4 protein-coding genes are annotated in these 4,769 nt (G+C 76.4%); 3 read left to right on the forward strand and 1 reads right to left on the reverse strand.

Features of this window, described 5'->3' with window-relative positions:
* Positions 1 to 153: 153 nt before the first annotated feature.
* Positions 154 to 1,341: an MFS transporter gene (locus ACZ3YL_RS17460; protein ID WP_465658195.1), complete on the reverse strand. Its 1,188-nt coding sequence runs from the start codon at positions 1,339 to 1,341 to the stop codon at positions 154 to 156.
* A 139-nt stretch (positions 1,342 to 1,480) separates the two neighbouring features.
* Between ACZ3YL_RS17460 and ACZ3YL_RS17465 the strand changes: the two genes are divergently transcribed.
* The 3 genes from ACZ3YL_RS17465 (at position 1,481) to ACZ3YL_RS17475 (ending at position 4,380) form a co-directional block, all read left to right on the forward strand.
* On the forward strand, positions 1,481 to 1,804 hold the full coding sequence (locus ACZ3YL_RS17465) for an ArsR/SmtB family transcription factor (RefSeq protein WP_188303916.1): 324 nt from the start codon (positions 1,481 to 1,483) through the stop codon (positions 1,802 to 1,804).
* Positions 1,805 to 2,362: 558 nt separating this feature from the next.
* Positions 2,363 to 3,607 (forward strand): helix-turn-helix transcriptional regulator, encoded by a 1,245-nt coding sequence (locus tag ACZ3YL_RS17470; RefSeq protein WP_465658198.1) that lies wholly within the window; start codon positions 2,363 to 2,365, stop codon positions 3,605 to 3,607.
* A gap of 56 nt (positions 3,608 to 3,663) precedes the next feature.
* Complete coding sequence (locus ACZ3YL_RS17475) at positions 3,664 to 4,380, forward strand: HAD family hydrolase (RefSeq protein WP_465658200.1); 717 nt, start codon at positions 3,664 to 3,666, stop codon at positions 4,378 to 4,380.
* Positions 4,381 to 4,769: the final 389 nt, after the last annotated feature.

Raw genomic sequence — 4,769 nt, forward strand, 5'->3', positions numbered from 1 at the left:
GGGATGGGTTTGCGCGGCGCGGGCCCGGCCGGCGCGAACGCCCCTACCGGCCCCGGTGCGGGCGGTCAGGCCCGTCCCCGAGCCGGGGCCGGGGCCGGAGCCTGGGGCTGGGGCTGGGGCGCGGGGAGGTGTCCCCGGCCCCGGTGCGGGCGGTCAGCCCCGTACCCGAGCCGGAGCCTGGGCTGGGGCTGTACGGGTGCTGCGGCGCTGGTCGTGGGTGGTGGCCGCGGCTGTCGCGCAGGCGGCCAGCGCCAGCACCGCCGCCGCCAGCGGGAACCACCGGGTGCCCAGCAGCGTGATGGCCGCCGAGCCCGCCACGCCGCCGGCCGCGGTGCCGAGGTAGAGGGCGCTGCTGTTGAGCGAGATCAGCAGTGGCGCGTTCGCCGGGTCGAGCGAGGCCAGCCGGTGTGGCAGCGCGACCGACACCGCCCAGCCCGCCAGCGGTACCACCGCCGCGTACGCCAACGCCCCGGGCATGCCGCGCCCCAGCCAGGGCAGTGCCGCGAAGGCGCCGGCGGCGACGGCGGAGCCGGCCAGCAGGACGGTGCGTACCCCGATGCGGTCGACCAGGCGCCCGCCCAGCCAGCTGCCGGCCACCGACATCACGCCGGTGGTGAGCAGGATGAGGCCGAGCCGGCCGGCGTCGCCGCCGGTGGCGCCGTGGACGGCGGTGGCGAGGTAGATGTAGACGCTCTGGAAGGCGAGGAAGAAGGCGAGTGTGGTGGCGGCGGCGCCCAGCACCCGGCGCCGGCCCAGCGGGGCGAGGCGGGCGGTGAGGGTGGGGGCGGCGGCGGGGGCGGGCAGGTCGCGCAGCAGGACGGCGAGTCCGGCCAGGGCCGCCAGGCCGAGCGCGGTGACCAGCCACATCGTCAGCCGCCAGTCGGTGCGCCCGACCCAGGTGCCCAGCGGCACGCCCAGCGCGGTGGCGACGGTCATGCCGCCGAGCACGGTGGCCAGGGCCCGTCCGCGCCGTTGGGGGGCGACCAGGGTGGTGGCCACCGCGTTGGCGGTGGGGGTGTAGAGGGCGGCGCCGGCGGCGGCCAGCACCCGGGTGGCGAGCAGCAGTTCGTAGTCGGGGGCGAGGGCGCTGAGGGCGTTGGCGGCGCTGAAGACGGCGAGGGCGCTCAGCAGCAGGCGCCGGCGCGGCCAGCGGGCGGTGGCGGCGGCCAGCGGCGGGGCCAGCAGGGCGTAGCCGAGGGCGAAGACGGTGACCAGCTGGCCGGCGGCGCCCACCGACACGTCCAGGTCGGCGGAGACCGGGCCCAGGATGCCGGCCACCACCATCGAGTCGGTGCCCATGGCGAAGGTGCCGAGGGCGAGCAGGAGCAGGCGTACGGGCACGGAGAGCCCCCCGGAGTGATTGTTGGACGAACATGCAACGGTTTGATGCTCGCCAAACAATTGGGGATGGGTGGATGATTGTCAAACCATCCCGCCGCAGTCCGTCCCCCCACGGGACCCGAGGACCGGAGCCGACCCCATGACCGACGACGAACGGCTTCCCCAGCCCCCCACCGCCGACATCGACCTCGTCACCGTCCTGCACGCCCTCGGCGACCCCGTCCGCATGCGCCTGCTGCTCAGCTACGCCGACGGCGCCGAACACTCCTGCGCCCCCCGCGACCTGGGCCTGGACCACCTCCACAAGTCGACCGTCTCCCACCACATGCGCGTCCTGCGCGAAGCCGGCGTCACCACCACCCGCGTCGCCGGCCGCAACCGCTTCGTCCGCCTGCGCCGCACCGACCTGGACGCCCGCTTCCCCGGCCTGCTGGACGCCCTCCTCGCCGCCGCCCCCCTCTGAAAGCCGAGCGGCACCGCTGTCAGCGCGCGTCCTTCGCGACGGCCGCCGGGGCCGACCGGCGCGAGGAAGCCGACGGGAACGGCCGGCCGGGTCGCGCAGCAGCAGCGACCGCTCGCCCCACGGCCTCGTGGCGGGCCCGGCCACCACCTCGCCGACGAAGTCCGCCGGCCCCCGTACACCCGCTCCACCTCCCCGGCCAGGAAAGCGGCGATCACACGGCGGCGGTCCGCCACCCGGGCCGGCCCCGGGGCGAAGAGCGCCACGGTGGCGCCACCGGCGAGCGCCAGGCCCGCCCCGCCGTCCGGAACCCGGCGAAGTCCCCGCCGGCCCACACCGCCCGCACCCCGGCGGCCCGCTCGCAGAAGGGCGACGAGACGCGCGACATCACCGGTGACGACGCGGAACGAGACGAAGCCAGGGGAATCCCCCAGATCGTGCCGAACGCCCACCGACGTTCCCCCGCCCCGCAGACCAGGAGCGACAGCAGGCCAGGAGTGACAGCAGGCCAGGGGCGACAGAGGACAGAACCGGCCCCCTGGCGGACGTAGGTTGGTCCCCGTGCCCCGACCCACCGCCCGCGTGCTGACCCTCCTGGAACTGCTGCAGTCCGGCGGCACCCGCACCGTCGCCGAACTCGCCGACCGCCTCGGCGTCCAGGACCGCACCGTACGGCGCTACGTGCAACGGCTCGCCGAACTGGACATCCCCGTGGAATCGGTACGCGGCCGCCACGGCGGCTACCGCCTCGCCCCCGGCTACCGCCTGCCCCCGCTCATGCTCGACGACGACGAGGCCCTGGCCGTGCTCCTCGCCCTGCTCACCGCCCGCCGCACCACACCGACGACCGCCCAGCGCACCGCCAACGAGACCGCGACGGCGAAGATCCGGCGCGTCCTGCCCCGCCACCTCGCCCACCGGCTCGACACCCTCCAGGACTCCCTCACCTTCACCGGCCACCCCGCACTCGACGAACCCCCCACCCCCGACACCGCCCTGCTCCTCACCCTCGCCGACGCGGTACGCCACCGCCGCCCGCTCGCCATCCGCTACACCGACCGCGACGGCCGGCCCAGCGAACGCACCCTGCACGCCCACGGCATCGTCGCCCACGGCGGCCGCTGGTACGTCACCGGCAAGGACACCCGCGCCGACCAGGACCGCACCCTGCGGCTCGACCGCGTCACCGATGCCAGGACCCTGCCCGGCACCTTCGACGAACCCGCCGGCCCCGACCCCGCCCAGCGCGTGCTGACGGGCTTCGCCACCGCCGACTACCGCCACCACGTCACCCTGCGCATCCAGGCGAGCGCCGAACACGTCCGCGCCCACCTGCCCGCCACCGTCGCCCGGTTGCACGAACTCGAACCCGCCACAGGCCCCGACGGGACGGACGGCACGGACGGGACGGACGGCACGGACGGCACGGACGGGACAGGCAGGACGGACAGGACGGGCGGGACGGGCAGCACGGACGGGACGGACGGGACGGGCGGCACGGGCGGCACGGGCGGCACGGGCGGCACGGGCGGGACAGGCGGGACAGGCAGGACGGACAGGACGGGCGGGACGGACGGGACGGGCAGCACGGACGGCACGGACGGGACAGGCGGGACGGACGGGACGGGCGGGACGGGCGGGGGCTGGCTGCGCGTCGACCTGCGGGCACAACGCCTCGACTGGCTGCCCCCGCTCCTGGCCGCACTCGACCGGCCGTTCACCATCGAACGCCCCGACGAACTGCGCGGCCTCGTCACCGCCCTCGCCGACCGCCTCGCCGCCGGCGCCCGCACGGGCGACGCGTAGGGTCCGTACCGCAGCACACCGCAGCACAGCGCAGGGACCACCGGGAAGGACGGCTCATGCCGATCAGGGGCGTGCTCTTCGACGTCGACGACACCTTGTTCGACTACACGGGCTCCGAGCAGACGGGCATCCTCGCCCACCTGCGGGACGTCGGCCTGCTCGAGCGCTTCCCCACCCCGCAGGCCGCACTCACCCTGTGGCGCGACGTCATGGAGTACCAGTACGCCCGCTACCTCGCCCGCGAACTCACCCTGCAAGGCCAGCAGTACGCCCGCACCCGCCAGTTCCTCGCCGAACTCGGCCAGGACGGCGCCGAAGACCTCACCGACGAACAGGCCGCCGCCTGGTTCGCCGGCTACGCCGCCCACCGCGACGCCGCCTGGAACGCCTTCCCCGACGCCGAACCGACCCTCCTCGCACTCGCCCCCCACTACCGCCTCGGCGTCGTCTCCAACTCCGACACCGACCACCAACGCCGCAAACTGCGCGCCATCGGCCTGCTCGACCACCTCGGCGACGCCATCGTCTGCTCCGACCAGCACGGCGAAGCCAAACCCGCCGCCGGCATCTTCCACGCCGGCTGCGCCGCCCTGGGCCTGCCCCCGCACGAAGTCGCCTACGTCGGCGACAAGTACACCCACGACGCCGAAGGCGCCCGCGACGCCGGCCTCCACGCCTTCTGGCTCGACCGCGCCGCCACCGCCACCCCGGCCGGCGAGGGCATCCACGTCCTCCACACCCTCACCACCCTCCCTCAGGCCCTCACCCCCTGACCCCGCCCCGGCTGCCGTCAGGCCCGCCCCCTGGCCCCGGCCCGCCCCCCACCCCGGCTGCCGTCAGGCCCGCCCCCTGGCCCCGGCCCGCCCCCCACCCCGGCTGCCGTCAGGCTCACCGCCAGATCCCTTCCCGGCCCCGCTCCCGGCCGCCACCTGACTCACCGCCGGCCCGGCCCTGGCCCGACCCTGGCCCCCTCCCGTTCACCGCCGGCCCCACTGCCGGCCCCGCTCCCGGCCGCCGCCCGTCGTTCCACCCTCACCACCCCCGGCCGTCACCAGACCCGCCCCCGACCCCACCCCCGCCGCCGGTCGCTGCCGGGCCCACCGTCGGCCCGCTCCCACCCCTCGACGCGGCGCCTGCGCTCCGGCGGTGCCCCATCCGCCCC

This window comes from Kitasatospora sp. NPDC023176 (genome assembly GCF_055560495.1).